Origin of the sequence: Singulisphaera acidiphila DSM 18658 (genome assembly GCF_000242455.2) — a bacterium.
Lineage (GTDB): Bacteria > Planctomycetota > Planctomycetia > Isosphaerales > Isosphaeraceae > Singulisphaera > Singulisphaera acidiphila.
On sequence record NC_019892.1, the window covers coordinates 992,550 to 1,019,382 of the forward strand.

At 61.9% G+C, this 26,833-nt stretch carries 25 protein-coding genes; 16 read left to right on the forward strand and 9 right to left on the reverse strand.

From position 1 onward, the window contains the following. The first annotated feature begins 45 nt into the window (after window positions 1-45). The 9 genes from SINAC_RS03905 to SINAC_RS03945 all read left to right on the forward strand — a co-directional run bounded on the left by SINAC_RS03905 (window position 46) and on the right by SINAC_RS03945 (window position 6,952). Complete coding sequence (locus SINAC_RS03905; protein WP_015244393.1) at window positions 46-366, forward strand: DUF962 domain-containing protein; 321 nt, start codon at window positions 46-48, stop codon at window positions 364-366. 57 nt (window positions 367-423) lie between these two features. After that, window positions 424-1,011 (forward strand): Uma2 family endonuclease, encoded by a 588-nt coding sequence (locus SINAC_RS03910; RefSeq protein ID WP_015244394.1) that lies wholly within the window; start codon window positions 424-426, stop codon window positions 1,009-1,011. A 222-nt stretch (window positions 1,012-1,233) separates the two neighbouring features. Continuing rightward, window positions 1,234-1,527, forward strand: a complete 294-nt coding sequence (locus SINAC_RS03915; protein ID WP_015244395.1) for a nucleotidyltransferase family protein — start codon at window positions 1,234-1,236, stop codon at window positions 1,525-1,527. Beyond that, window positions 1,517-1,867 carry a HepT-like ribonuclease domain-containing protein gene (locus SINAC_RS03920; protein ID WP_015244396.1) on the forward strand — a complete coding sequence of 117 codons (351 nt, stop codon included), beginning with the start codon at window positions 1,517-1,519 and terminating at the stop codon, window positions 1,865-1,867. Before SINAC_RS03915 ends, SINAC_RS03920 begins: the two co-directional genes overlap by 11 nt. 149 nt (window positions 1,868-2,016) lie before the next feature. Further along, a complete protein-coding gene (metG, locus tag SINAC_RS03925; protein WP_020465918.1) occupies window positions 2,017-2,349 on the forward strand; it encodes a methionine--tRNA ligase subunit beta in 333 nt (110 codons plus the stop codon). A 106-nt stretch (window positions 2,350-2,455) separates the two neighbouring features. Next, window positions 2,456-3,973, forward strand: coding sequence for a class I SAM-dependent methyltransferase (locus SINAC_RS03930; protein ID WP_237722475.1), 1,518 nt, complete (start codon window positions 2,456-2,458; stop codon window positions 3,971-3,973). A gap of 55 nt (window positions 3,974-4,028) precedes the next feature. Next, window positions 4,029-4,790: an alpha/beta hydrolase gene (locus SINAC_RS03935; protein ID WP_015244398.1), complete on the forward strand. Its 762-nt coding sequence runs from the start codon at window positions 4,029-4,031 to the stop codon at window positions 4,788-4,790. Between the two features lie 295 nt (window positions 4,791-5,085). Beyond that, window positions 5,086-6,429, forward strand: coding sequence for an IS4 family transposase (locus SINAC_RS03940; protein ID WP_015243913.1), 1,344 nt, complete (start codon window positions 5,086-5,088; stop codon window positions 6,427-6,429). A 220-nt stretch (window positions 6,430-6,649) separates the two neighbouring features. Continuing rightward, window positions 6,650-6,952: a hypothetical protein gene (locus SINAC_RS03945; RefSeq protein WP_020465916.1), complete on the forward strand. Its 303-nt coding sequence runs from the start codon at window positions 6,650-6,652 to the stop codon at window positions 6,950-6,952. A gap of 34 nt (window positions 6,953-6,986) precedes the next feature. Here the strand turns inward: SINAC_RS03945 and SINAC_RS03950 are convergent, their stop codons facing one another. Continuing rightward, entirely contained in the window at window positions 6,987-8,021 is a 1,035-nt protein-coding gene (locus tag SINAC_RS03950) for a DUF1559 domain-containing protein (protein WP_015244399.1), read from the reverse strand. A gap of 568 nt (window positions 8,022-8,589) precedes the next feature. Here SINAC_RS03950 and recN point away from each other — a divergent pair. Then, window positions 8,590-10,323, forward strand: coding sequence for a DNA repair protein RecN (gene recN / locus SINAC_RS03955; RefSeq protein WP_020465915.1), 1,734 nt, complete (start codon window positions 8,590-8,592; stop codon window positions 10,321-10,323). A gap of 49 nt (window positions 10,324-10,372) precedes the next feature. Here the strand turns inward: recN and SINAC_RS03960 are convergent, their stop codons facing one another. Both SINAC_RS03960 and SINAC_RS03965 read right to left on the reverse strand, forming a co-directional pair. Next, complete coding sequence (locus SINAC_RS03960; protein ID WP_015244401.1) at window positions 10,373-10,984, reverse strand: NUDIX hydrolase; 612 nt, start codon at window positions 10,982-10,984, stop codon at window positions 10,373-10,375. A 116-nt stretch (window positions 10,985-11,100) separates the two neighbouring features. Continuing rightward, window positions 11,101-11,955, reverse strand: a complete 855-nt coding sequence (locus tag SINAC_RS03965) for an HAD family hydrolase (protein ID WP_015244402.1) — start codon at window positions 11,953-11,955, stop codon at window positions 11,101-11,103. A 261-nt stretch (window positions 11,956-12,216) separates the two neighbouring features. Between SINAC_RS03965 and SINAC_RS03970 the strand changes: the two genes are divergently transcribed. Next, a complete protein-coding gene (locus tag SINAC_RS03970; protein WP_015244403.1) occupies window positions 12,217-13,248 on the forward strand; it encodes a substrate-binding domain-containing protein in 1,032 nt (343 codons plus the stop codon). Window positions 13,249-13,263: 15 nt separating this feature from the next. On the opposite strand, the gene SINAC_RS03975 is transcribed toward SINAC_RS03970, so the two are convergent. Further along, the gene (locus SINAC_RS03975) at window positions 13,264-14,574 is read right to left on the reverse strand and encodes a lactate racemase domain-containing protein (RefSeq protein WP_020465914.1); all 1,311 of its coding nucleotides are present in this window, start codon (window positions 14,572-14,574) and stop codon (window positions 13,264-13,266) included. A gap of 151 nt (window positions 14,575-14,725) precedes the next feature. Here SINAC_RS03975 and SINAC_RS03980 point away from each other — a divergent pair, with 151 nt between their 5' ends. Further along, window positions 14,726-15,925, forward strand: coding sequence for a cobalt-precorrin 5A hydrolase (locus SINAC_RS03980; RefSeq protein WP_015244405.1), 1,200 nt, complete (start codon window positions 14,726-14,728; stop codon window positions 15,923-15,925). On the opposite strand, the gene SINAC_RS03985 is transcribed toward SINAC_RS03980, so the two are convergent. Together SINAC_RS03985 and SINAC_RS03990 are read right to left on the reverse strand one after the other, a co-directional pair. Continuing rightward, window positions 15,883-16,308, reverse strand: coding sequence for a hypothetical protein (locus tag SINAC_RS03985; protein ID WP_015244406.1), 426 nt, complete (start codon window positions 16,306-16,308; stop codon window positions 15,883-15,885). The genes SINAC_RS03980 and SINAC_RS03985 overlap by 43 nt on opposite strands. Window positions 16,309-16,498: 190 nt before the next feature. After that, window positions 16,499-16,915 (reverse strand): hypothetical protein, encoded by a 417-nt coding sequence (locus SINAC_RS03990; RefSeq protein WP_015244407.1) that lies wholly within the window; start codon window positions 16,913-16,915, stop codon window positions 16,499-16,501. A 331-nt stretch (window positions 16,916-17,246) separates the two neighbouring features. Between SINAC_RS03990 and SINAC_RS03995 the strand changes: the two genes are divergently transcribed. The 3 genes from SINAC_RS03995 (at window position 17,247) to SINAC_RS04005 (ending at window position 22,147) form a co-directional block, all read left to right on the forward strand. Then, entirely contained in the window at window positions 17,247-19,241 is a 1,995-nt protein-coding gene (locus SINAC_RS03995) for an Nramp family divalent metal transporter (RefSeq protein WP_015244408.1), read from the forward strand. A gap of 1,011 nt (window positions 19,242-20,252) precedes the next feature. Continuing rightward, window positions 20,253-20,783, forward strand: coding sequence for a GNAT family N-acetyltransferase (locus tag SINAC_RS04000; RefSeq protein ID WP_015244409.1), 531 nt, complete (start codon window positions 20,253-20,255; stop codon window positions 20,781-20,783). A gap of 14 nt (window positions 20,784-20,797) precedes the next feature. Then, entirely contained in the window at window positions 20,798-22,147 is a 1,350-nt protein-coding gene (locus SINAC_RS04005) for a M16 family metallopeptidase (RefSeq protein WP_015244410.1), read from the forward strand. Between the two features lie 269 nt (window positions 22,148-22,416). On the opposite strand, the gene SINAC_RS04010 is transcribed toward SINAC_RS04005, so the two are convergent. Next, entirely contained in the window at window positions 22,417-23,655 is a 1,239-nt protein-coding gene (locus SINAC_RS04010; RefSeq protein WP_015244411.1) for an IS701-like element ISSiac1 family transposase, read from the reverse strand. An 89-nt stretch (window positions 23,656-23,744) separates the two neighbouring features. Here SINAC_RS04010 and SINAC_RS04015 point away from each other — a divergent pair, with 89 nt between their 5' ends. After that, window positions 23,745-24,692: an alpha/beta fold hydrolase gene (locus SINAC_RS04015; protein WP_020465913.1), complete on the forward strand. Its 948-nt coding sequence runs from the start codon at window positions 23,745-23,747 to the stop codon at window positions 24,690-24,692. Window positions 24,693-24,845: 153 nt separating this feature from the next. Here the strand turns inward: SINAC_RS04015 and SINAC_RS04020 are convergent, their stop codons facing one another. Beyond that, window positions 24,846-25,274: a hypothetical protein gene (locus SINAC_RS04020; protein ID WP_015244412.1), complete on the reverse strand. Its 429-nt coding sequence runs from the start codon at window positions 25,272-25,274 to the stop codon at window positions 24,846-24,848. An 85-nt stretch (window positions 25,275-25,359) separates the two neighbouring features. Beyond that, window positions 25,360-26,478 carry a DUF1559 domain-containing protein gene (locus SINAC_RS04025; protein WP_015244413.1) on the reverse strand — a complete coding sequence of 373 codons (1,119 nt, stop codon included), beginning with the start codon at window positions 26,476-26,478 and terminating at the stop codon, window positions 25,360-25,362. Window positions 26,479-26,833: the final 355 nt, after the last annotated feature.

Below are 26,833 nucleotides of genomic sequence, written 5' to 3' on the forward strand. Positions count from 1 at the left end.
GTGACCGTTCGGCTCGATCAGGATCAAAAGGGAAGGAACCCGCAAATGAGTGCTCCCTCGAAGCTCGACCGGTTTGTGGTCAAGTATCGCAAGGACCACACCCACCCGGTCAATCATTTCCTCCACGTCGGCGCGGGCTGGCCGATGATCGCCCTGGCGGTCATCCTGGTCCCGTTCCGCCCGCTCTGGTCGCTCGGTCTCTTCTTCGGCGGCTATGCCTTGATGTTCTTCGGGCACTTTGCCTTCGAGAAGAACCAGCCGACGATCCTCAAGCACCCGAGCACCCCGTTCGTGATCGCCTGGGCCGTGATTCGCGGCCTCTGCGGCGGTCTGCTCCGCCTGGCCACGCCGCAGCGCGGGCGGTAAGCTCGATATTGAGCCTGAGCGTTGTCGCGAGATCCCCTCCCTCGGAGAGTCTTTCCGATGGCCACCATCACTCGCCAAATCGGTCCGGCCGACCACGGCCAGCGGATGACTCTCGACGAGTACATCCACGCCGATTTCGTGGATGGTTGGCTCTATGAACTCGCCCGGGGAGTGATTGTCGCGACGGAAGTTCCCGGTCCCGACCATGGCCGCGTTGTCCGGCGGCTGACCCGGATGTTCATTGTCTACGAGGACCGTCATCCCGGCGTCATCACTTTCGGTGCGGGGGGAAGTGACTGCCGTCTCCGTCTGCCTGGAATGCAGTCGGACCGTCACCCCGACCAGGCGATCTATCTCGATCCCCAACCGCCGGGTCCGAACGTCTGGACTCGCTGGACCCCGCACATCGTCGTCGAGGTTGTCAGCAAAGGGGGCGAGGACCGCGACTACGTCGAGAAACGCGAAGAGTACCTTCGCGTCGGGGTCTCGGAATACTGGATCGTCGACCCTGGCCAACGGCGAATCCTCGTGCTGTGCCGCGCGGGCGACACCTGGGTAGAGACCGTTGTCGCGGCCGGGGCAACCTATCGCACTCACCTCCTTCCCGGCCTGGAAGTTCGCCCCGACGAGTTGCTCGGTGAGTGAACGCTCGCACGTATGGCCCCTGTTCACGGTTCGCTGGGCCGTCTGCTAACATGGAACAATCCGACAAGCCAACCGTCATTGCCGTGTGCTGATCGGTTTATCAACGCTGGCAAAGGGATCCGGTGGTGACTGCGCCGTGTGCGAATGCTCGGGATCTTGTGGGCGCGGGCCAGTTGGGCCGGAAAGTCCGGTGAGCGAACACCGCGCTGGAAGGATTTTGCCATGACCCGTCAAGAGATCCTCGACCGCCTGAATGCCGAGGCTCCCGGCTTGCGTCGGAGATACGGTGTCAAGAGCCTCGCCGTGTTCGGCTCAATGGCTCGGGGCGACGACCGGGAGGGGAGCGACGTGGATGTTCTGGTCACATTCGAAGGCAAGGCGACGTTCGACAACTTCATGGGCCTGAAGCTCGACTTGGAAGACATGTTCGGGAGATCGGTGGACCTCCTCACTCCGAAATGTCTGGGGCCTGAGATGCAAGTCGAGATCGACAAGGAGGCGCTCCTTGTCCCGTAAGCCGGAGCAGCGGATCGCCGACATCATCATCGGTTGCGAGAAGATCCTCCGATTCACCTCGGGGATGAACAAGGAGCAGTTAGCCGAACAGGACCTCGTCATGGATGCGGTCTTGAGGAATATCGAGATCATTGGAGAAGCGACGAAGAATCTGCCGGACGACGTGCGAGCCCAAATGCCGGGCATCGAGTGGAAGAAGATCGCCGGGATGCGGGATTGGCTCTCGCACGTGTATTATCGGGTCGATCCCGACATCGTTTGGGATGCGGTCGAGACCAAAGTCCCCGAACTGTTGCGGACACTCCAAGCCTTCAAGGATGAGAACCCGCTGGATGCTTGACTTTGGAGGTTTGTCCCGACGAGTGGCTCGGTCCTGTCAAGGACTAGTGAACGTAAGTGTAGAGGTCGCTTGACAAGGTCGCAAGAGCGCGGCTAGGATGCCGGATTGAGTGCCGATGAGCCTGATGAACGAGATGACGAGGAACGCCGATGGCCGAGCCAGTGACGTACGACGACTTCGCCAAGATCGAGTTGCGGGTGGCCAAGGTCTTGGAAGCGAGGCCGCATCCCAACGCCGATAAGCTGTTGCTCCTGCAGATCGACGTCGGCGATGAGCAGAAGCAGATCGTGGCCGGCATTCGTCAGCATTACACGCCCGAGCAACTCGTGGGCAAGCTCATCGTCGTGGTCAACAACCTCGCCCCCGCGATGCTTCGCGGCGAGACGTCCAACGGCATGCTCTTGGCCGCGACTTCGGGCGAGCGCGTGATCGTGCTGACGGCCGACGACCCCGAGTGTGTGGCCGGCGCCAAGATCAAATAAATCAGACCAACGGGCGGCGCAGAGGTATCGAACGGGGCCCCCTCTGCCCGCTTCGTCCTGCGCCACAGCCAGCCTGCCGGACACGCTCATGTTGGGGGCCAGAGACTTGAGTCGGGACCTTGGTGATTTCCCGACTCCGCCCCCGCTGGTGGCTGCGGTCCTTGAGCGGCTCGGGCCGATTGGTGAGCAGTGGCCGAGGGTCCTCGAGCCGACTTGTGGCCGAGGCCACTTCCTCCAAGGGCTGATCGACGGGACCTCTCCCCCACGCGAGATCCGGGGGATCGAGATTCAAGCAAGCCATTATGAGGCAGCGCAGGCGATCGCCCGGAATGCGCACCCAATGGATGTCGAGGTCGTGCGGGCCAACCTCTTCGACCTCGATCTCCGGCGCGATCTCACCTGGCGGGAGCAAGGACCACTCCTTGTGGTCGGCAACCCCCCTTGGGTCACCAACGCCGAGCTTGGAGCGTTGGGGAGCGCGAACCTGCCGCAAAAGTCGAACGTGAAGCAGGTGCGGGGGATCGATGCCCGTACGGGGGCCTCGAATTTCGACATTGCCGAGGCGATCTGGCTTAAGCTACTCAAAGAGCTTGCCGGTGAAGAGGCGACGATCGCCTTGCTCTGTAAGACGTCGGTCGCTCGTGGGGTCCTCCAGTTCGCCGAGCGCACGGACTTACCGATCACCGAGGCGACGATCGTCAGGCTCGACGCCAAGGCCTGGTTCCGGGCGGCGGTCGACGCCTGTCTCTTTCGAGTCAGGCTTGGTGTCGGGACGGGTGCAGGGTTGGGTCGCGTGCCTGTTTTTGCGGGGTTCCCTTCCGTTCGTCCGGAGTCCGCGCTCGGGTTCGTGGAGGGCAGGCTCATCGCCGACCTCGACAGGTATCGGCCACTCGCGTTTGCCGACGGCCAGTGTCCCTTGACGTGGCGACAAGGACTCAAACACGACGCTGCGACGGTGATGGAACTCGAGGCCGAACCGGGCCTTGGTTCGTTCCGCAACAAGTTGGGTGAGTCGTTGGACATTGAGCCGGAGTGGGTCTATCCGCTGCTCAAGGGGGCTGACCTCGTCCGAGGCCCCGCGCTGCGCCCGACCCGCTCGGTGATCGTGACCCAGCGTCGGGTCGGTGACGACACGCGCGGGCTCGAGCAGGCGGCCCCCCGGCTCTGGGCCTACCTCGAGGGGCACACGGCGATTTTCGCCAGACGCAAGTCGTCGATCTACCGGGGGCAAGCCCCATTCGCGATGTTCGGGCTCGGCCCTTATAGCTTCGCCCCCTACAAGGTTGCTGTTTCTGGTCTGGGCAAGGCGCCGCGGTTTCACGCGGTGGGGTCGGTCGACGGGCGGCCGATCATGTTCGACGACACGTGTTATTTCCTGCCGTGCCGATCTCCCGAGCAAGCGGCGATCACCGCCGCGCTCTTGAATGACCCCGACACGCTCGCGCTGATCGATGCGTTGATATTCCGCGAATCCAAGCGGCCGATCACCAAGTCACTCCTGACTCGGCTCGACCTTGTGGCGCTCTCCGGCCACGTCGATTGTCAGGCCCTACTTGTACGCGCCGAGGACGAGCTTACGCGTCTGCTTGCCGACGAGTCGATATTCCGCGAGAATCGGCGATGATCCCCTGACCGTTGCGGCGGTATCTGGGGCTTTTGAACAAGTCTTGGAGTCTGTGATGGCTTTCGCGACGATCCAGTACCAGAGCCGCTCGCTGCAAAAGGCGTCGTCCTTGAATGTGATCTTCCCCGACGACCCGGCGATGCCAGGTCCTTGGGGGGCCTTCTACCTGCTCCACGGCCTGTCTGACGACCACACGATCTGGGCCAGGAGGACGAGCATTGAACGCTACGTCGCCGGACTGCCTTTGGTCGTCGTCATGCCCGACGGCGGTCGCGGGTGGTACACCAATTCGGCCGATGGCGAAACCGCGTACGAGGATGACCTGGTCAAGGATGTGGTCGGCCTGGTCGATCGAACCTTCCCGGTGAAGGCGGAACGCGCGGGACGCGCTATCGGCGGCCTATCGATGGGCGGCTACGGCGCGATTAAGGTCAGTCTGAAACATGCCGAGATGTTTGCCAGTATCAATTCCCACTCGGGGGCAATCGGTTTCCCTCGCCTTGATCCCGAGAAGGCCAAAATTCGCAGCCCGGAAGCCCACCGGATCTTCGGAGCGTCAGCCAAGGGAGGCCCTGAAGATCCGTTCGCGATCGTCGAGCGGATCGATCACGGGCGAATCCCCGCGATTCGGATCGACTGTGGCACGGACGACTTCCTGATCGATCAAAACCGGGAATTCCACAAGCACCTGGATGACCTTCATATTCCTCACGAATACCAGGAATATCCCGGCTCCCACGACTGGGTCTACTGGGACTTGCACATCCGTGAGGCCCTTGCATTTCACGCACGCAACCTCAAGCTGGTGAAAGCCTAAGCTGTTTGCTGCGGTTTTCTTTGATTTACTTATGGGTTGCCATGGCCAAACCCATTCTGCTGGGTGCCACGGGTTGTACCCAACCCGTGAGCGGAAGTCCTGGTTTTTGGCTCAGGGGTTGGGTACAACCCGTGGCGCCCAGCGGGTGTCCCCCCTCGCATTCTTGATTGCGATTTCATCCCCTGGGACCGCTGGCGCCCCGCCCAATGGCACTTACTTTCGCCAATCCTGCAATAAGGGGCACCTCTGGCACGTTTTTTGCGCCATGAACTCCTATTTTTTGGGAGTACCTCGCATGAACCATGACCAGGAATCACCCGCTGTCGTCGATTTGGGTGAGGCGGTTCGGATGTTCCATCGCTTGGTCCCACCGGATGTCCTGCATGCTCAGAAACCGCCCACGCTCTCGACCGTGTTCACGCCTTGGGTCGTTGTCTGGCTGATGATCTATCAACGGTTGACCTGCAATGCAACGATGGCCACCGCTGTGGGAGAGTTGGCTCGATTAAGTGCAGATGTGCTCCCTGATAACAAGCGGGCCCGTGAGAAATCGTTCTCGGCCAACACGGGTGGGTTTTCGCGAGCGCGAGATCGGCTGCCCGTGGAGATGGCTCAACGGGCGGCTGACGAGGTTTCTGCAGCCTTAATCGCCAAGTCTCCGCCATCGGTGAAAGGGCGTAACGCGTTTCTTGTGGACGGTTCCACGCTCTCTTTGGCACCCACTGACGCCTTGCGCAAAACGTATCCGCCGGCCCGCAATCAACACGGAGAATCGCACTGGCCGATCCTCCACTTGGTAGCGGCCCACGAGTTATCCAGCGGTGTGACCGTGCGTCCGGAAGTGGGGGCAATGTATGGCCCGGCCGCGATTGGCGAAGTCCCATTGTCGGCCGGTTTGATGCCGCGACTTCCGGTCGGCTCCGTGTTGATCGCCGACCGGAATTTTGGCGTCTTCGCGTTCGCCTGGTTAGCCAACCAGGCGGGCCACGACTTCGTGTTGCGGTTGACTGAGAAGCGATTTCGGTCGATGGTGCGCCAAGGGAAAGCCCAGGGCAAGGACCAGTGGGAACTAACTTGGCAGCCCAACCGCTGGGAACGCAAGTCGAACCCACAATGGCCGGCCGATGCAACGCTGCGTGTGTGGTTGCACGAGGTTCGAATTTCCGAGAAGCTGACGCTGTGGCTTGTGAGTCGGCTCCCTGACGAGGGGTGCGAGCTCGCCGCGATCTATGGCCAGCGGCAAAATATCGAAACCGATCTGCGTGATTTGAAGCGGACGCTTCGCTTGGAAGAGATGCGTGGCCGATCCACGGAGATGGTCGCGAAGGAACTGGCCTCGGCGACAGTGGCCTATAACATGGCGAATCTGATTCGCCGGATGGCTGCGGCTCGGGTCGAGATCGCGCCGCGGCGATTGAGCTTCAACCGGGTATGGTCGTTAGTGAAGGTCTTGCTCTTGGAGTCGTTGGATACCACGGACCCCGCGAAGATCCAAGAGCGGATCGACTTGGTTCTGAGGATGTCTGGCCAGTGTAAGCTCGCGAATCGCCCTGGCCGACACTACCCGCGTGAGGTGATCGCCCGCCGCAGAAAATTCCCACTGCGACCACGCAAACGCGGTCTGAAATCGAGAAAGTAAGTGCCATTGGGCGCCCCGCCCGCTCTTTTCTTTCTCGGCAAGGCTCGATCCCCAAGTCACCAAACACTGCTCAAGCCACCTCTCACGGGTCGTGGCCGTGTCCATCTCGCTTGGAATCGGATCTCATCTCTTGATCGGATCAATCGCCTCAGATACGGTACAGGCCGTTCGGCCGGGAGGCTATGAGATCGGTCCGCGCGACTGAAGCTCGGGAAGCCCATTGGGTGACAGCCTCTTCCCTCCGATCGACGTCTCGTGCGAATCGCCTTTTTCTTTGATTTTTATTCCCTTGCTTGATGAAAAGGATCATGTTGTGATGACTCGATCTTGTCGATTGCGACATCTCGCGGTTTTTGCGGTCTTGGTTGCACCGCTCGCAGGATGCTCGGGTGGCGGCACGACGCAAGATACCGTGCCGACCCAACCTCCGGTCACGAAAGAAAACGCCGCTGATGTCTCGAAGCAGATCAACGCGGGCGCTGCCGGCTTCAAACCTCCAGGGGTCAGATCGCCCAGCAAATAACGCCCGCGATTGATCTTCGAGTTCAGGACGAGGATTAATACGAGTCGGAACTGACCACTTCACCGCCCGTGGCTGTGGCAAGAGCGTACCAGGTCTGGGGGCTGATCGAGTCTTTGATGAACTTGACCGAGCCGTCAGCCATCAGGCTGTTCACGCCTCCGGAGTGCCAGCTACGTGCGGTGAAGAACCCATAGCCCGTGCCAACTCCGCCCCAGGGAGAGCAGTCTTTGCTCTTGTGATTCGGGGTGAGCACGAAGTTGATCACGGAGTTCGTGTATTCGCCCCCGGCCCACGTCCATCCGCCCCAGTCGTAGGTGGGGCCGGTCGCTGCCTGGCACGTCGAGATCGCAGTCGGCAAGTACGCCTGGTCGCCCGGGTTCTGCAAGATGAAGGTGGGGAAGCCTGTAATTCCCACTCCCGCAATCACGTCTCCCGGGGTGTACTTGGCGGGGTCCCCATCGCCACGATTGCGCTCGAGGAAGGCGATCGTGTTCGACGTGCCGTCGGTGATTCCGGCCACGCCACGAATGGTTTGACCGGCCGAATTCGTCCTCACCAGAGCTCCGGACCCGGACTGTCGGCTATGCCAGTCGTAGTTCGTTCCGTTCGACGCTCGGTAGTTGTTGCGCCCACGACCCGAGTCGCTCGGGCACAGGAACGAGGAGATGACCTGATAAATGGCGGTTGATTGGAGCGAGTCGGTTCTGTCCTGGAATGGATAAAGACCCCAACTAAAATTGATTGCATTGTACGTTGCATTCTGCTCCATGTAGGAGAGCATCAACGCCTGGGCGCTAAAGCAGCTCCACTCATTTCCCGCGTCGTTTGTCGGGAAGACGGGCGACATCCACCCTGAGGTCCAGGGGAAGGAATCATTGGTCGAGTGGTAATTATGCAAGCCCAGCCCGATCTGCTTCATGTTGTTGACGCACTGCGAACGTCGGGCGGCTTCACGGGCCGCCTGTACGGCCGGCAGCAAGAGCGCAATCAACACGGCGATGATTGCGATCACGACCAGCAACTCGATCAGCGTGAACGCAAGTCGACGCGGATTCCTGACGGTACCCATACCGGTCTGCCTCGTGCCTAAGGTAAGAAATGGATAGGAAGGATCAGCAGCGATCTAGCATACAACCGTGGCTTTTGGTGTATAGAGTTAAGTTTCGGAGAAGTTCGCTGCAGTTCTCGAGCAAGGCTTGGTGAACACGGGAAATCCTTGCAGGCTGAGTCGATGCGTGGGTTGCATGAGCGATCGCTGGTTTGACGCAAATTTTTTGCCCCAAGCGGGTTGTGATCAGGGAGATTGACTTGATTCGGAATGCCTTATGCCGAATTGGTCACGCATTCCGTGGTTCCGGGATATTCATAAAAGAGTACTGTCTGAATGATTTAGGAGAGTCTTGAGGCAAGTCATCCGGGTTTCCAGGCCAGAGCTGATCGCGTTTCGACCATGATTTGATCCTGAATTGGACACTAAATTTGCATGAATGAATGGGTGGGATGTTTTTCTCGCGGTCGATCAGTACGGGGTCGATTGGGAATCGTGACGAGGACCGCCGAGAGCCTCTTCACGCAGGGTGGTCCGAGACGATACGATTGCTTCGCGTCGACGTCCGTCCACTCCTGATCCAAAGTTCATGGATGACGCATTCGAGTTGGGAGGCTCACCGGCTGTGCTTCGCGAACTCTCGGTTCAGAATCTGGCATTGATCGAGGACGTTCACGTCGAGCTTCAGGCAGGCTACTGTGCCTGGACAGGCGAGACGGGGGCGGGGAAAAGCTTGTTGTTGACCGCGCTGGGGCTGGTGCTGGGGGGGAAGGCGTCGGCCGACCTTGTTCGCGCGGGGCGGAGCGAGGCCAGAGCGGCCGCCGTGTTTGAGGTCAAGGAGCCTTCGCTCCGGGCCGAGATCGAGGCGATCCTCGGCGGCCCGCTCGATGATGACCAACTGATCCTCACCCGGCGGGTTTTGGCCCAGGGGCGCGGGTCGGCCCAGGCCAACGGTCTGCCCGTAACGGTCGCCATCCTGCAAGCCCTGGGTGAGCGGCTCATCGACATCCACGGCCAGCATGAGGGTCGCGCCCTGCTCGACCCCGACCGGCAGCGTGCCCTGCTCGACGCCCACGGCGGGCTTGGCCCCCAACTGGAAGACTATCGACGTTGTCGCGAGGCGCACGACCAACTTCGCCGCAAGCGGTTTGACCTGATCCAGGCCTCGCACGACCGCCAGCGACAGCGTGCATTGCTCGAGTTCGAACGCGACGAGCTGGCGTCCCTTGACCCCCGCCCTGGCGAGTTTGACGAACTCGCCCGCGATGCCCATCGCCTGGGCAACGTCGAACACCTGCGCGAGGCTGCGGCCGAAGGCTATGCCCTGCTCTACGAGGCCGATCGCTCGGCGCAGGAACTTCTCGAGCGGGTCGCCCGCCGTCTTGAGCCGCTGGCGAGTTCGGTCGCCGAGATTGCCGACGCTGCGGCCAACCTCGAACGCCTGGCCGACGAGACTCGCGAGGTTGCCTACGCCTTGCGCAACCTGAGCCGAAGCTGGGACGACGATCCCGCTCGGCTCGAGGGGATCGAGACGCGGCTGGCCCATTATCGGCGGTTGGCCTCGCGGTTCCACTGCGAGGCCGATGACCTTGCCGTGCGTCGTGCCGCGATCGAGGAGCAACTCGCCGTGATCGAGCAGGATGACGCCGATCTACTCAGTTTTGACCTCCCGCTGGCGCAGGCCTGGAGAGAGCTCACGCAGGCTGCGATGGTGCTTTCCATGGCGAGGCAGAAGACGTGTAAGGCGTTTGGTAAGGCGATCCAAGGGCGGCTCAAGACGCTTGGGTTGACCAATGCGAAGCTGAGCGTCGAGGTGGTAACGCAGCCCTTGGGCGACGATCCGACGGTCACTGCGCCGGGGGAGGCGGGTATCGACCGGGTCGAATTGGTCTTTGCGGCCAACCCTGGTGAGGAAGCTCGCCCGCTTCGCAAGATCGCCTCGGGAGGAGAGCTGTCGCGGGTTACTCTGGCGGTGAAGACCGTTCTCGCTGGTGCCGACCGGGTACCGACCCTGGTCTTCGACGAGATCGACACCGGTGTCGGTGGCCGGCTAGGCGCGATCCTTGGGAAGAACCTGGCCGAGCTGGCCGAGCATCATCAGATCATCTGCGTGACCCACCTGCCCCAGATGGCCAGCTTCGCGCGGCTCCAGTGGGTGATCCGCAAGCAGGTGGAACGCGGCCGGACCCGGACCACGATTACTCCGCTCGATGACTCGGACCGCGTGAACGAACTGGCGGCTATGCTTCGCGGTGACTCGGCCGCCGAGGGAACCAGGCAAGAAGCACTGTCGATGCTGCTCGAAGCACAGACCGCCCGATGATGTTGCGCATCGGCTATGAATCAGGGTGGAGTCCTGAACCGTGTGCTTCTCAAGCCCCCGGCGCAGCGCCAGCCTCGGACCAGAGCCACCAGAGTAGGCCGCCAACAACCAGTGAGTGATCGATCCGCCCGTCCCGGATCATCTCAGGGATGGCCCGGGCGGGGACGAGTTCGACGACGAGTTCCTCGTACGGGTCAAGTCGGGGCTCGGCGACCCGGCGCACATTCGGAACGACGATCGTGGTGGACCGCGAGGTCATGATCGAGGGGTTCGACCAGACGGTTCCCAGCAGTAAGGGGGCGTCTCCTGCATAGCCCGTCTCTTCGAGCAACTCACGCGGGCCGGCCTCGAGGGCCTTTTCGCCGGCTTCGAGCAAGCCGCCGGGCGTCTCCAGGCTATCGCGGGCCGAGCCGGCGCGGAACTGGCGGACCAGGACCAGTTGACGGTCGGGCGTCAGCGCGACCACGTTCACCGCGTCGGCCAGGTGCATCACGTAGAAGCCGTGAACTCGCCCCGAGGTGCGCGACCGGAACCGTTCGCGACGCATCCGAAACAGCCAGTTCTCCTCGAGCGTCTGGTCGTCCTCGCCTCGACCCTCACGGGTCCAGGACGCCGTCGATTCAGGTAACAACTCGTCCACGCGTTCATCTCCAGGAACCATTGCGAATCATCCTTGATCGCCTGTCGGGTGCCACGGCCACGGCTTCCGAGTAAGGGATCCATGCCAATAAGTTATTGTGTGATGTTGTACTTGGATTTTGCTGAATAGATGATTTTTCATCTGAGAATTTTGTCGATGACCATGGCCACGCCATCGTTGTCGTGGTCGCCGGTGATGTGGTCGGCTGCGGCAAGAACGTCGGCCGGCGCATGGCCCATGGCGACGCCGAGGCCCGCCCCTTGGAGCATCGGGACGTCATTGGCATCGTCGCCGACGGCGCAGATCTCGGCGGGCGCAACGTCCCAGAGCTCGGCCAGATGGAGAAGCGCGGACCACTTGCTCGCATCGTGATGGAGGACCTCGCACATGGTCCCCTCGTATCGGGGACTCTTCTGGACGAAGGTCCGCACTCGCCCGGAGAGTTGGGCCATGATCACGCTCTGAAAAGTGAGCATGTCGGGACGAGATCCAATCGTGCAGATGTGGTAGTGGCCCCCACTTTCGATGCGTTCGGGCCAGTGGGGGTCGACTTCGCCGTGGCCGCGGTTCCGGCTCAGGTAGTCGTCGTAGAGGGGACGGCCCGTCGGGTCGCGTGCCACCAGGAAGTCGAGGCCCTCGGGGGGGCGGTCGGTGAACGAGAGCGGCAACTCGTCGTGGGCGTGAAAGAGGGTGAGCAACTCGGCGAGCAGGTCGGGTTCGAAGTCGGCCCGCCAGAGTGTGCGGTGGTTACTTGGATCCTTGACGAGCGCTCCCGAATTGCAGACCAAGGGGGCATCGAGCCTGAGTTGCTCGGCGATCGGCCGGGCGCGGCGATAGCGCCGGCCCGTACAGAGGACGGGCCGGATCCCCGCCCTGGCGGCTCTGGCAACGGCGGCGGCGGTGCTCGGGCGCAGCGTCCCTTCACGGTCGAGCAGCGTTCCGTCCACGTCGAGCGCCAGGATCCGATAGGTCGAGCCGTTTTCGCTTCGCAACAAACAATCCTCCTGGCTTGTCGTTTCTCTTTTTGCCTTGTGCCCCATCGTACCGGGACTGCGGGATCGCCGGCAAATCCTCCTGCTTCTCCGGGGGGCGATCGAATCCGCGAAGCGACGGTCGGTTGACCTGTTGGTTAAGCTCGCTCGCTTGGGATAAGATCGAAGCCGGGAGGCCAATGGCCCTCGACTCGGGGTGGATCGCCAGCCGGTTGCCTCCCGTATGTCATTATCGGCTTAAATTCAGGAGATTTATCGACGATGCCCCGTTCCCTTGCGTTGCCGCTCTGGGCTTTGATACCAGGGCTCGTGCTCTCGGGCTGTGAGTCGGATACGTTCATGCCGCCGCCCAATCCCGAGCTGGCCGCGCCCGCGGCGCCGCCGCCGGTTCGGATCGTCGAGATGATTTTGCCGTCGGAGAGCACCCCCGACCAGAATGCCTTGGCCCAGTATCTTCGGCTCGTTTCCGCACGCGAAAAGACGAGCTACCGGACGTCGGCACCCGAACCGAACGATCCTCCTCGTCGCCAGGCCGACGCGATCCGCAAGGCGGCCGAGCGGGGTGCCACGGTCTTGATCGTGCAACCGGCCCAGGATGCCGAGGTGAGCAAGGCGCTCGAGGAGGTCCGGGCACAAGGCGTCCCGTCAGTGCTCCTGGCCGATCCGCTTTCCGAAGCGGGCAAGGGGAAGCCGTTCCCGATCGTCGAGCCGGCTCCGTTCTCCGACGTGGCTGGAAAACTCGTCGATGCGGCTGTGGAGGCGGCAAAGACCGCAAAGCTTCCGGCTGACGGCACGGCGGTCATCCTGTCGCTTGCCAAGCCCGACGCCGATCTCAAGGGTTGCGGGGATGCCCTCGCCGCCGCGCTTCAGACGGCGAAAATCGCCAGTCCCGAGCCCCTCACCTACGATGGCACCCTCGACGGGGCCAAGTCTGCGCTCACCAAGCGTCTCGAAGCGGATCCGAAGCTGGCGATCGTGGCCGTCTGTGAGCAAGTCGGCATGACCGGTGTTCTCGATCTCAGGAACAAGCTCAAGGACAAGCGGCCAATCGTTGTCGTGGGCTACGTCCCGAACGATCCTCCGCCCAACGAGATGCTCTTCTCGCAAACGGCCGGGATCGCGATCCGCAACATCCCGCAACTTGCTCGCGAGACCTTCAAAGCGGCGCTCCGCCTGGCGGGCGGGGACGCGGTCCCGGAGCGGACCACGGTCCCCGACGATTTCCGCCTCTACCCCTCGAAATATCTCGACATTCCCCCCGAGCCGAGTGAGGGCCCCCCAAAGACCGACTGAAAGCGAAGTGGCCGATCAGTGGGCGGCGTAAGCATCGCCGGCGGCGCGGCGACCTCGGACGCTCTCGGGGAAGAGCGATTCTTGATCGAGCGTGCCGTCGGTTGAGAACGGGATGGGGAGATACTCGGTTTCCCGAGTCAGGTGCGGATGAGCGCGAAGCTCCTCCTCGAGCGGCGGTGACACCCAGAGGGTGCTCAGCTCGAGCGTGTTCGGGATCACGACCATCCGCGCCTCCGACGGATCGATCCGCCAGCAAGTCTGGAGGGCGGCCTCGAAAACGTCTCGGTCGGTCGGCAGGGTGATCGGGATCCGGGCACGCTCCAAGCAGCAGGAAGTCAAGACGTTGATTCGGAACGACCGCTCGTCCAGCTTCGAGACCAGCCGCTCGGTCGTCAGGTCGGCGAAACCGACGCCGACGATGTTGCCGTGGCTCTCCTCGGAAACGTCGAGCACGACCATCCGGGTCACGACCGGGCGTTCGAAGTCGTTCTGCGTCTCGATCATCAGGCGGCCGGTCACGTTCGGGTCGATCCCCGCCCCCGAGTAGTTCTTGCCGAGCTCGCCGATGACCAAAACGTCGATCTGGTCGAACGGGAGCCGGGCCATCAGTTCCCGGGCCCGCTTGAGCAAGCGGGGCTCGACGTCGAAGATCGTGTCGGGTTCGAGCGGAACGATCTCGGCTGGCACATCGTCGGCGTTCTCGAGGATCGCCAGGCCGAGTGCGAACTTCATGTTGGCGATGAGGTGCCGCCCGACGGCCGGCAGCACTTCTTTCATCCCGCGCAGGCCGAGCTTGTGAATCTGCTCGGCCCCATCGCGTTTGCCCAGGCCGATGACCATCATCTTGAGGACGCCCGACTCGTGGGCGGCATGGAAGTCGGTGTGCGGCTTGACCCGGTTCAAGAGCACGATTCCGTCGGCGCCATGGGCGTTCTTGTCGAAGTAGATCGGCAGGCCGATGGGGCTGGTGCCGACGACGACGGTGTCCATGTCGGTGCGGACCTCGACCCCCATCGTCTCGGGTGTGATCTTATATTCGGCAAGGAGCTGGCGCTGGCCTTCGGAAGTGGCCCCGCCATGGCTGCCCATCGCCGCGACGATGAACGGCCGGAACCCCATCTCCTTGAGTGTGTCGACCGCCGCCCGTGCAATCGTGGGGATGACGGTGATCCCTCGGCTGCCGACGCCCACCGCGATCGTGCCACCAGGCTTGACCCGGTCGCGGATCTTGCTCTCTAAAATGAGACGACGGACGGTACCCGGCACGTCGTCCAGGCGAGGCTGGGGCACGGTCTGACGGATCCGCGCCAGCGGTGGAAATGACATCCGAGGCGATCCTCTGTTATGATGGTCGAGATTCAAAAAGCCGGTTGGAAGGCGAGCCAATGACTCGCAATGGTCAGACTCTAAGACTAAGGATCCGCGTCGTGGTCGTCAAATCGAAGCCTGACGCCGTTTTCGGCACCGACCGCCTCCCATGAGTACCGCGATCCTGGTTCTGACGCGCGATGGCCTTGCCCTGGCCCGCCGCCTGCGCGATGCTCGCCCTGATGAGGGGATCGTCATCTTCGGCCCCTCGTGCGTCGTCGGTGCCTGTGGCGGTCCTGTCCCCAGCGCGGACGAGGCCGCGATAGGAGCGTCTTCGCCCTTCTTTGCCACGGCGGAGCCCGGGGTCTTCGGCTGGCTTGGTCCGCTCCGCCTAGTCTTCCCCACGATCTGGCAGCGCCATGATTCGATCGTCGCGGTCATGGCCCTGGGAATCGTTGTGCGACTCGCCGGCCCGCTCGCTCTGGATAAGCGCCGAGATCCGGCCGTGGTGGTGGTCGATGACGCGGGTCGGTTCGCCATCAGCGTGCTCGGGGGGCATGGCGCGGGGGCCAATGAGCTGGCGTACCGGGTCGCCGAGGTCCTGGGAGCCCAACCAGTCGTCACCACCGCGAGCGATGTACGCGGGCTCCCGGCGGTCGATCAGGTGGGCCGGGACCAAGGGTGGACGATCGAGCGGGCCGACAACTTGACGCGCGTCGCTGCGTCCGTCGTCCGTCGTGACACGGTGGCGGTCTGGCAAGACGCCGGGTCCTTCGATTGGTGGCGCCCGTTCGGCCCCTGGCCGAGCCACTTCCATCGGCTCCGCTCCTGGGACGAACTCCCCGGCTTGCACGCCTCGGCCTTGCTGGTGATCAGCGATCGGCTCGAGCCCGAGAACCTGCCCGAAGAGCAGACGCTCGTCTATCGGCCCCCGACTCTTGTGGCGGGAATCGGCTGTCGCCGGGGAACTTCGCTGGAGACGATTGCGGCCTGGACTCACTCGGTCCTCACCGCGCACGGCCTGGCGGCGGGCAGTCTCGCGGCCCTGGCCACCGTGACCCTGAAGGTCGACGAGCCCGGCCTGCTCGCGTTTGCCGCGGCTCGCCAGCTCCCGCTCGTCGCTTTCCCCCCCGACCAACTCGCCCACCAGGCCGGGATCGAGACCCCCAGCGAACGGGTGCGCTCGAAGATCGGTATCCCTGCCGTGGCTGAACCCTCCGCCTTGCGGGCCTCGGGCGCCTCGCGCCTCCTGGTCACCAAGCAGAAAGGCCCAGGGGTCACCGTGGCCCTCGCCCGCAAGCCAGCCGGCCGCTCGGCTGCCGGGACTTACCAGTTCACGGGACCGGTCGATCCAAAGGCGGGGGCATAGACGCCGATCGAGGGTAGCGGGGCCGAGATGCCGACGGCGTTGGGAACGGCCCATGTCTGATAGTTCGAGGCACCGTAGACGTAACCGGGGGCCACGATCCCGCCGGGTCGCCAGAGTCCCACGCCATAACGTCCCGGGATCAATCCGTACGGGGCATATCCATAGCCGTATCCCACTCCGAACGGCGAGGAGAACTCGGAGTAGGTGCGGGGAACTCGGTAGCTTGCGACGCCGTAGCTCGTCCCGTAGAAGCCTGGTGCATCAAAATAACCGTTGACCCGGATCGGAGCCGGCTCACCGACAAGCGGGGCTTGAGCGTGCGTTGAACCGGAAGCGAGTGTCATCGCGGAACCGACGATTGCCACCCAGAGCCATTCTCGCATGATTCTCTTTCCCTTCACTTCGAATCGATTCCCGCCTTGTTCGTTCCACCCGCAAGTGTACGGTCTACCCGGCGGGCGTGCCGACCGATTCGCATAAAAAAAAGGAGAAAAGACGCGAGGGAAGCTCAACCTCCTTCACGCCCTTTCTTTTTTGGAATCTATCGGATGGTTCGCGGTTCAGGTCCGGCGATCACCAGCGGTTAAGCCAACCGCCTCGCAAGCCGCCGAACCCTCTGCCACCCCATATCGGGTACGGGCGATACCCGCCATAGCCGTATCCATAGTTTCGATAGACCGGGGCCACATAGCCTGAGTAGAAGGTTGTTGTTCCGGGCGCGATGTAGCCGGAATAGCCCGAGCTGTAGGTCGTCGTGCCGACCAGGGGTGCGCTGTATGTCCCGATCGCCGGGGCCGCATAGTAGGAGGAATAGCCCGTTGCGCCGTACGCGCTGGGGCCGTACGCACCGCCGTATGCGGGGTAAGGTGTCCCGATTGAGAGTCCGCCCGAGTAGGGGTTGCCAATCGACAGCGAGAACTGGGCATTCGCGTCGGTCGCGTAGCCGAGTACGACGACGCCCGCCAAGACCAAGCCGAAGAGACGCTGCATTGAGACCTCCTCACTTGAAGGAAGAACCCGGGTGCGCTATCACCTGAGTGCTCGACCGCGTCAGCGATCGTTCTCTTTGCCATCAATGCAGATGGCGTGCCGACTTATTTGATTGTTTCGCCTAACCCGGTGAAGGCGCGAGATGCGACTTCGTCTTCGCGGCACAACAGCATAAGAAAAAAAATTTTTGGTAAACCAAAATAAAGACTAGCAAAATGCCGAAATTTACTTGGAGTTGACCTGAAATGTTGATTATGATGTTTTGGGTAGAAAGTTCGCCAAGGTTCGAAATTTCGTTTTTCCGTGATTCAAATACGAAGGATACAGGATGATGGCGAGCGTGACGGAGGGGGGAGGAGAGCGTCGGTCGCTGGAGGAGGTGCATGGTTCGGTCTCGGTGGCGCAGCGGAATCCGCTCAAGCGGCTCTTCGCGTTCATGGGGCCGGCGTATCTGGTGAGTGTGGGGTATATGGACCCGGGCAACTGGGCGACAGACCTGGAGGGGGGCGCGCGGTTTGGCTATGCGCTGATCTGGGTCTTGTTGATGTCGAACCTGATGGCCGTGCTCTTGCAGACGCTCTCTGCGCGGCTGGGGGTGGTGACCGGCCATGACCTGGCGCAGGCCTGCCGCGCAGAGTACTCGCGCCGGGTCAACTTCATGCTCTGGATCCTGGCCGAGGTGGCGATCGCCGCGACCGACCTGGCGGAGGTTTTGGGCACGATCATCGCCCTGAAACTGCTCTTCGGGATGCCGTTGCTTTGGGGGTGCGCGATCACGGCGTTTGACACCTTCCTGCTGCTCTGGCTCCAGCGGTTCGGGATGCGGAAGATGGAGGCGATCATCCTCGTCCTGGTGGCGACGATCGGGGCCTGCTTCCTGATCCAGATCTTCATGGCCCGGCCCGATGCGGGGGCCATGCTCGGCGGTCTCCGTCCGAGCCTGCCTTCCGGAGCTTTGTTCGTCGCGATCGGGATCCTGGGGGCGACGGTCATGCCGCACAACCTCTACTTGCACTCGGCGCTCGTGCAATCGAGGCAGATCGGTTCCAGCACGGCGAGTAAGGCGGATGCCTGCCGCTTCAACCTGATCGACTCGGCGATCGCCCTGAACGCGGCCTTCTTCGTCAATGCCGCCATCCTGATCCTCAGCGCTGCGGTCTTCTTCAAGAATGGGCTCGAGGTCGCCAGCATTGAGGAAGCGCACAAGCTGCTGCCGTCCTTTCTTGGCTCCTGGGCCCCGATCCTGTTTGGGATCGCCCTGCTCTGCGCAGGGCAGAGTTCGACCTTGACGGGCACGCTGGCCGGCCAAATTGTCATGGAGGGTTACCTCCATTTGCGGATCGCCCCCTGGCTCCGTCGCTTGACGACCCGCTTGATCGCCCTGACCCCGGCCGTCCTGGTTATCTTTTTCGTCGGGGAAGGCTCGACCCAGCAGTTGCTCGTCCTCAGCCAGGTGATCCTCAGCCTGCAACTTTCGTTTGCGGTGATCCCGTTGATCCACTTCACCTCGAGCCGCAAGAACATGGGGGTGTTCGCCACGCCCTGGTGGGGCAAGATCCTGGCCTGGCTGACGGCCGCAATCATCGTCACCCTCAACGGCAAACTCGTCTTCGACCAGATCGGCGACTGGGTGGAACTGGCGGCGGCGTCGGGACGGACGGTTGGGCCGCTTCCGCTCTCCTGGATCCTGGGCGCCGCTCTCTATAGCCTGACTGCAGCGGTGATCGCCCTCTTGATCTGGGTAACGCTCAAGCCCTGGATCCGTCCCTCTCCCGCCTGGTCCCCTGCGCCGACTGTCGAACTGGACTGGGGCGATATGGTTCGCCACCGGCCCTTGGAGACGATCGGAGTCGCGCTCGAGCATGATCAGGCCGACGCCGAGATCCTCAACAGGGCCCTCAGCTTGGCTCGCGCCGGCGAGACCGACCTGGTTCTGCTCCACGTCGTCGATACGCCGATGAGCCAGGTCTACGGTGACGACACGGCCGATCGCGAAACGGCCGGCGACCTTCGCTATCTCGCCGAAGTCGTCCGGATGCTGGGCGACCGGGGGTACACGGCCCGCTCCGTTCTGCTCCACGGCCCCGATCGTGCGGCGCTCCTGGTCCGGCAACTGAAGCAGGAGCCGGTCGACCTCCTGGTCGTCGGATCGCACGGCCACGGCCTGGTCCGTGACCTGCTCTTTGGGCAGACTGTCGACAAGGTCCGTCACGGCCTGGGAATTCCGATGCTCATTGCTCGCCCCGATCGCGGGTCCGCTTCGTCTGACGCCGTCAAGCCAATCCTTTCTCCAGAATCCCAGCTTGGCACTACACCGTCGAACTAATCCCTCGCTGCCTTTGTTTCGTGGCGCATCCGGTAAGTTCGGATATTCAGACCGGTCGTGCGACTTTTTGGCCGCTTGGCTCAACGTCAACGAATGCTACCGGATGCACCATACTAGTCCTCGGTTGCCCTCCACCCTGGAACGGTTCATTTAAACTGAGTCGTCTGTTGGGTCTAGGAAAGCAAAACGATCTGTCGAATCGTGAGTCTATTTTGAGCTCGATGAAAGCTATTGTAGGCGACCTCTAGTTGCTTGAAGCTTGGGTCATCTTTTTGTTTTAGAAGATTTGTTGAAAGTCAGGTTGGGGATTGGCCCGAATCTAGCATGGTCAGGAACTTGCTAATTGAGTGAGTGTTGGGTTGATCGCAAGCGATCGGCCCTCCCTTCCCCTGTCAGCGGGCTTGTTCTCGGTTTGAGGGAGACATGGTTCAGAGCTCATCCCTTGCTTCTCCTCCCACGTCGAGCCATGAAGCTGGCGACCGCTGTGGCCGATGCAAGGACTCAATTCGCGAGGTTTCGGCGCGAATCGTGATCGAGTCGGGGCCGTTGCAAGCGGCACATCCTGTACTCACGCTTTGCCCACATTGCTCGGAGTCATTGGAGCGTTGGTTCGTGCGGCGCGGGCATGGAAGTGGCGGACACAACGGCTCGAGGTCCGCGCGGACTGTCCATCGAGAGAGACGGTCCGAATCGAGAAGATCGGAACCTTTGGGGGGGGAGTCGGGAGTCACGACCGCGGGCGACATTCTTAGCCCTCGTGTTGTCGTTCTGTCGCTGCTCCTCGCCGCGTGCTTGATTGGGCTCTACACGATGCTCAATGCTCTTTTGTGAGTTCGTCTCGACTGGCTTTTTCCTTGGCGAGATCGCGTCCTTTGGAATTCATCCTCGGCTTGAGGAGCCGACACGTTGACCGGGGCATGAGGTGCGATTTAGAATTATGCGGAATGCAGAGACGCTTTGTTGAGGTAGCTTCGAAAGTTAGTGGGCCGCGTTCGGACCGTATAAGACGCGATGGCGATCACGTATTACAAACGGTTCCGGATGGAGATCGACCTTGATGGCTCGTTGACTCCACCCGTGCTGCTTCCCCCGTTCACCTGGACGCAGTGGGAGGAGTCGCTGGTCGACCAACACGCCGAGGTCAAGTATCTCAGTTTCCGGGGCGAAATCGACGCGTGCGTCTTCCCCTGTCTGGGAGACCGCCACGGCTGTCAGCGCCTGATGCGAGAGATTCGCCGCAAGCCGGGCTTTTTGTCAGCCGCCACGTGGTTGATCTCAAGCCCCGATGGCTTTGTCGGCACGGTCCAAGGGGTGATGGACCGCGGGCCGATCGGCGCCATTCAAAACATAGGGGTGGTCCCCGAGTATCGTGGCAAGGGACTCGGCCAATCGCTGGTCCGGCAAGCCCTCGAGGGTTTCTACCAGGCCGGTTTGCGGCGGGCCTACCTTGAGGTGACTGCCGAGAATAGCGCGGCGGTCCGCCTCTATCGCGCGGTCGGTTTTCGGCGGGCGAAAACGCTTTACAAAGCTGTTGACGGCTGATCGGCGCGAGAGCCGTGGCTAGGACGGCTCAGGTCGGGTATCGTCAAGGCAACTCCGAAACGGGGCGGACGGACCGCCCCGACGTCCGTCTGACTGTTCCCGAGGTCGCCGTGCCCGACGCTCCTTCGATCGCGCAACATACTTATCCCAACGGGCTGGTCCTGATCGCCGAGGCGATGCCCGGCGTTCAGTCGGCCGCGTTCACGTTGCTGCTGCCGGCGGGGGCCGCTTACGAGGCGGCCGACCGAGGGGGCGCGGCCTCGATGCTCTCGGAGTGGATCACCCGAGGCGCGGGAGAACGCGACAGCCGTGAGTTGCTCTCGGCGCTCGACAACCTCGGGGTCAACCATGGCGAGAGCGCCCAGACCCTACACACCAGCATCGCCGCCGCCACGCTCGGACGCAACCTGATCCCGGCCCTCGAACTCTTCGCCGATATCGTGCTTCGCCCCCACCTCGACGATGAGGAGATCGAGCCGATCCGCGCTTTGGCGCTGCAGAACCTGCGGAGCTTGGAGGACGACCCCGGCACCAAGGTCATCTACGAGCTGCGCCGCCGGCATTTCCCCGACCCCTGGGGACGCCCCGCGCCTGGGACTCCCGAAGGGGTCTCCGCGCTTTCGCCCGATGAGCTTCGCGCTTTTCACACCCTCGCCTACCGCCCCAACGGTGCCATTCTCGGGGTGGCCGGTGCCATCGACTGGCCGGTGCTCCGCGAGGCCGTCGGCCGACTCTTCGGCGGCTGGGAACCTCGGCTCGAACCGGTCGTGCAGGAACGGCCGACCGGCCCGCTCCGCGACCACATCCTCCGCGAGACGCAGCAGATTCAGATCGCCCTGGCCTATCCGACAGCCACGGTCGCCAGCCCCGACTACTACCGCGCTCGCGCGGCTGCGGCGATCCTCGGCGGCTATTCGTCGGCTCGGCTCTTCACCGAGGTCCGCGAGAAGCGCGGACTCTGCTACTCGGTCTATGCCAGCTACGAGAGCCAGCGCGACCGGGCCGCCATCCTCTGCTATGCCGGCACCTCGGCCGACCGCGCCCAGCAGACGCTCGACGTGACCCTCGCCGAAGTTGAGCGCCTGGGCAGCTCGGGCGTCGAACTCGAAGAGCTCGAGACGATGCGCGCCGGCCTGAAGAGCTCACTGGTCATGGCGCAAGAGTCGAGCATGAGCCGCTCGGGTTCCCTGGCCTCCGACTGGTTCCACCTCGGCCGCGTCCGCTCGATTGGCGAGATCTCCTCGGCCCTCGACGCCTTGACCCCTGAGTCCGTCAGCGACTACGCCGCCAGTCAAGCCGCCAACGACCTGACCATCCTGACCCTCGGCCCTAACGCCCTGGACTTGCCCAAGCAAGACGCCTGAGCCGGGACCGTTCTCCTCCCCCCTCTGGGACTGCGTGCGCCCCGCTCGCAATTTAATTTATTTGATTTTATGTGAATGAATTGCGGGCGGGGCGTCCGCGATTCCAGGAAAGGCCGGAGAAAGCCGGAAGAATTGGTGAAAAGCGTCCTCTGTCCTCTCTTGAGGGATGGCTCATGGACTACCAGATCTTCGAGTTAGGTCACGTCTCCTTGCAGCGCGGAGCCACGCTCCGTGACGCGAAACTCGCCTACAACTGGTGTTTTGCAAAGTCAGGATAACCCCAGCTGAGCCACGACATGTTCATAGGGTTGCTCAAATTGCGTGACTTGCTCGATCGCCCACGAGAGCGTCGTCCGCAGGGCTTCCCTCGTCATCGCCCGACAGGCCTCGCCGATGGTCATCAGCCGATGGAGTGCCCACTCCTTCGCACGACCCTGCTTCAACTCGCTCATGAGCAGACTGTACGCCAGCATGACCAGGTACATATGCCGGGTCTGGCCCTGGACATCACGCAACTGACAGTCACCCAACCCGAGTTGTTGCTTGCCGTCCCGATGGAACGTCTCCGTGCCTGTCCAGCGATGGCGGTACACCCGCACGATCCGACTCACCTCCCAGGTAATCCGATTCGTCACCAGGATCTTGCAGCACGTCCCGTCGTTGCGGTAGTGCCAGAGGATGACAATCCGCACCTTGTGGTTCACCCCGGGGATTCGGACCGTCACCGTGAAGTACCACTGGCGACGGTCGCCGATCCTCATCGCTTTGCGGTCCTCCACCGGGATCGACGCCGCCAACTCGTTGGCCTTGAGGATCCCCCCCTTCCACTCCAACTTGCGGTTGGTCTTGAGATCGCCCACGTAACCGTGGGGCCGTCCCAACCGATCCTGCTTCCCATCAATGTGGTTGAGGACCTCGGCGTTGGTGAAGTAGCAGTCCATGGCGAAGTCGCCGGGGATTCCCCGCTCGCAGACCCAATCGATCAGCTCGCAGCACAAGGCGGTATGGTTGCGGAACGGCTCGTCCAAGGCTTCGCAGACCTCTTGCTTGCGGAAGAGCCGGAACTCCAGGGGGTAGTGCTTGCCGCTGGTGCAGACGTAGTTGACGAAGAGATAGTCCTGGGCGATCTTGTTCCGCTCTTCGGTGTGGTCCCAGAACCAGTTGGCGTCGGGAATCAGCATCCCGTCCCGATCGACGAGAGTATTGTCGATCGGGATGACGCCCTGAACGCTGTAGCGAGTGGAGGGCTCCTTCTGGAGTTGCTCGAGCCTTCGATCGTTGAGCGTCTCGGGGTCCCACTGGGCGGCGGTGAGGAAGCGATTGAGGCAGGATTGGTCGGTGGTCTGGGCGAACTCGTCATGAATGCCGAGGACGGTTTTCCGGTCGGCGACGAACAGGCCGGTGAGGTACTCGGCGAAGTGACGACGTTGGCACTCATTGGCGAAGAGGTCGCCGTGCTGGGTCAGGGCGGCTTCGACCAGCTTGGGAAATTCGATAATTCCAGGCATAAGCCGATGCTCCGCAGTCCAACTGCGCCAGAGCAATTTGGGCAAAACTCGAGCCTCGTCTACCTATTTTAACGCTGCCGCGGACCAGTTTGCAAAATACCAGCTACAAGACTTACGGCACGCTCAACGCCGCGCGGGACAACGTGATCGTCTACCCGACCTGGTACTCGGGGCAGCATCAAGAGAACGAGTGGTTGATCGGCCCGGGGATGGCGCTCGACCCGGGCAAGTACTTCATCGTCGTTCCGAGCGCGTTGGGCAATGGCTTATCCTCATCGCCGAGCAACACGCCCGAGCCGTACAACCAGGCCCGCTTTCCCGAGATCACGCTCTATGACAATGTGACGCTGCAACACCGCTTGATCACCGAGGTCTGGGGCATCTCGAAGGTCAAGCTCGTGGTCGGTTGGTCGATGGGGGCGCAGCAGACCTTTCAATGGGGAGCGCTCTATCCGGAGATGGTGGAACGGATTGTCCCGTTCGCGGGCTCGGCGAAGACTTCACCGCATAACTTCGTGTTTCTGGAGGGGGTCAAGGCGGCGCTGAAAGCCGATGCGGCGTTTGCGGAAGGTTGGTATGAAAAACCGCCGACCAAAGGCCTCCGTGCCTTCGCCCGCGTCTATGCCGGCTGGGGTTTCTCGCAGCCCTTCTACCGGCAGGAACTCTGGCGCACGCTCGATTTCTCGTCGCTGGAGGATTTCCTGGTGAGCTACTGGGAGGGCTTCTTCCTCAAGAAGGACGCCAATAACCTGCTCGCGATGCTCTGGACCTGGCAGCACGCTGACATCAGCGCCAACCCGGTCTTCGCCGGTGACTTCAAAAAAGCACTCGGCGCCATCAAGGCGCGGGCCATCGTGCTCTCGCCCGAGATCGATCTCTACTTCCCACCCGAAGACAACGAGTGGGAAGTAGAATATATGCCTAATGCTATCTGCCGCCGGATGCCTGGAGTTTGGGGCCACTTCGCGGGTGGTGGGGTGAATCCCGTCGATATCCAACTTATTGACGAGACGTTGAAGGAAGTCCTCGCTGGCTGAGTCTCAATAAGGGCTTGAGCCGTACGAAGCACGGCACGGCGGCAGCATGCGATTTCGGATAAATCCTGGTTTCAATGACTCGAGCCTGTTCTTCCTCTTCTCCCGTGCCGTGTGTCTCGTCGATTCATGGTGAGTGAGATTGAGCGCCCGATCTCATTTCGCTCCGGCCGCTTTCGAGGCGGACTTAAACTGGTCCGCCGTCATTTTTTTGATCGTCGTTCCGTCCTGCATGAGGACGAAACCTCCCAATTCGGGGGTTTGTTTTTCGTAGGCGATCACCTTGTCCGAGGCTCCATCCTGGATTGTTGCTCCCCAGACGACAACGACATCTCCATCGGAGATGGACTTGAAGCCGTTGGGGAAGCCAACCCGGTACTTTTGAAACGCCGTGGCGTTTTGAGGCGGCTTCTTGGCATCATCCTTCTGGATGGTGAGAAGTTCGGCGACTTCGCTCAACGTATTATGCTGAAAGGATTCCGTGCCTGCTGTCGTACTACTCGGTGTACTTGCCCCTGCACCGCAGCCAGACGTGATCCCTATCAACGTTCCCATAATTACGATCGCACCGATGGCTCGAATCATCTCAGCGGCTCCAAGACAGTTGAAAGCGGAAGTGGACCCGGCCGGTCCAGGCCGGGTCCACGTCTGAGCATTGTGCCGGTAACGATTAGTAGGAATCCGCGCTGATGACTTCGTTGCCCGCTCGGGTTCCCAGGGCCGACCAGGTGGCGATGTTGATTGAACTCTTCATGAATCGCACCGATCCGTCGGCGAATACCGCGTTGACTCCTCCAGAGTGGTAGCTACGCGCGGCCAGGTGATTGGCCCAGATGGTGAGGTCACCACAGTCATTTCCGGTCCAGTTGGGAGGCACGGTGTGGGAGTAATTCGTCGTCTCGGGAATGAAGCGGTAGTATTGGAGTCCGCGGTAGTAGATCAAACCGCTGGTGCAAACGGGAACCGCTTGGAGCGTGAACGAGCTTGTGTAGTAGATCGTGTCGATTGGGATCCGATTCGCCGCGGCAGGAGCGCTGGAGGCGCCCGCATAGCGAGCCTGTCTGATCTCCGAGAACATGGCTGTGTTGGAGGTGCCGTCGATGATCGTGGCCATGGAAGTGCCACGGGCTGCATTGTAGGCGGGATTCGGCTGTGTCGTTCCGGCGAGGTACTGTGCTTGACTTGTGTCAAACGTGACATTGAATATGCCAAGAAAAACAGTATTCGTCTCTTGAAGCGGCGGGAACCCCGCGCACATTGAGCCGATGCCGTAAGCCTGGGCGGCCGTGCCGCCGATGCTCGCGTAGTAGTTCGTTCGGCCGATGTTGGCGGAGGATCCGCCGGTGGAGATGGCACTGTTGACGACGTTTCCGCTCCCTGGGTCCGATGGGCAGAGATACGTGGCCACCTGTGTGATGCGGGCGGTCTCATTCGCTCGGTCATTATTGGCATCGAGCGCGAAATTCCACGTGTTGAACAGAGCGCCCTGCTCGAGATACTGCATCAGATAGGCGAGCACATTGGCTCGGCTGGCAGCATTGGGGCAGGGATTGGCGGTCGTGACGGCCGCATAAGGAAACGGGGCCCAATCCGGTGGAAGCGTGGAGTTCGTGGACTCAAAGTTCAAGGACGCCAGCCCGAGTTGTTTCAGGTTGTTTACGCATTGGGACCGACGCGCGGCCTCACGGGCTGCCTGAACGGCCGGAAGTAACAATGCAATGAGCACGGCGATGATCGCGATGACGACGAGTAATTCGATGAGCGTGAATCCACCACGAATACGTCTCATGGGAAACTCTCCGGGAGGGGCGAAGCGGTGAAGTGGTCGGACGTACTGCGTCTGTCTCTTTCGAGAATCAGGAGATTTCGAGAGGAAGCAGTTGCCAGACGGATGAAATGACGCGATTGGCAAGAGATCTCTCAGGGCGCAGCAGAGACACACCTCGAAAGCGATTCGAGATCTCAGTTTGACCCAAGGAAAGAAACTTCAGGCCGATCACTTAACTTTGGGGGGGGAATGACAGCAGGAGAGAAGATCCACGGCTCGGCTAGGGAGAGCCGAGCCGGAAAGCCAGAAGGCGGGCTCTGTTCAAGAGAGCCAGCTGACTACGGTCTCGTCCCAACTCCTTCTACGAGGTTGAATG